This window comes from Vibrio sp. D173a (assembly GCF_030248475.1).
The window spans coordinates 1-1,072 of the sequence record NZ_JAHGAH010000641.1 but is presented as its reverse complement, the minus strand read 5'-3'; the positions used below and the strand labels follow the sequence as shown (position 1 = coordinate 1,072).

At 48.2% G+C, this 1,072-nt stretch carries 2 protein-coding genes; one reads left to right on the top strand and one right to left on the bottom strand.

All coding sequences use genetic code 11. The annotated features are described in order from the left end of the window. A partial coding sequence (locus KIV40_RS28165) for a hypothetical protein (protein WP_285352502.1) occupies positions 1-193 on the bottom strand: 193 nt, incomplete at its 3' end. Between the two features lie 22 nt (positions 194-215). Between KIV40_RS28165 and KIV40_RS28160 the strand changes: the two genes are divergently transcribed. Next, positions 216-1,072, top strand: an 857-nt coding sequence (locus tag KIV40_RS28160; RefSeq protein ID WP_285352500.1) for an ATPase, T2SS/T4P/T4SS family, incomplete at its 3' end; no start/stop codon positions are given.

Genomic DNA, 1,072 nt, shown 5'->3' with positions numbered 1-1,072 from the left:
ACCTCGCTGTAAGCGGCGCTGCTCCCACTACTTCTGCAGCCATTGGGGAAACTAGCTTTAGTTTAGGAACAATTGCCGTTTCTTCTGCTGGAATTGATGTCACTATTACGAGTGGTGGTGGCACTGGTAGCTCTGTATCACTGTCACGAGTCGATGATAGCTGGTCGTGTTCAATTAGTACTGCTAGAAACATAACCTTAAATGGCTGCTCATAAGTGCTAACCAACCTTCCCACAGTTCTACGTCAGGCTAACCTACTTAGCCTGACTCAAGAACAAGTCGTAGTGGAACATCTGCAAGCTTCTGGCGGCTCTACCCCAGAGGCCTTGATTGCACTTGGATTCTTTACATCCAATACCCTTGCCGAGCATGCCTCTCACATCTTCGACTTACCAATCATCTCTTTAGCCGATTACGACTATGAGGCTCAGTGCGAGCAATTAGGGCTACGTGAGCTAATTACCAAGCACAACGCGATTCCTGTTGCCAAATCACCATCAAGCCTGACACTCGCATCGGCCGATCCTACCGACTTACAGGCCGAGGATGACTTCCGTTTTGCTACCGGGCTGCAAATTGAATTGGTATTGGCCAATCATCAAACACTCGAAAGTGCTATACGTCGCCTCTATGGTAAGGCTATCTCTAGCAGTGATGGTAACCGTAAAGAGATCACCCAAGATGAACTGGCTCACCTCGTTGAGATCTCCGATGACGAAGTCACCACCATTGAAGATCTTAGCCAAGATGACTCCCCGGTCAGTCGTTTCATCAATCAAATATTAGTTGATGCCGTGCGCAAAGGGGCTTCGGATATCCACTTTGAACCCTATGAAGAGTATTACCGAGTCAGACTGCGCTGTGATGGGATCTTAGTTGAAACTCAACAGCCCGCCGCTCATCTCAGCCGCCGCCTTTCAGCACGTCTAAAGATCCTCGCCAAGTTAGATATAGCAGAGCGTCGTTTACCTCAAGATGGTCGAATTAAGCTAAGACTCAACCAAGAAATCGCTATCGATATGCGCGTCTCAACCCTACCAACGTTATGGGGTGAAAAGATTGTTCTCAGGCT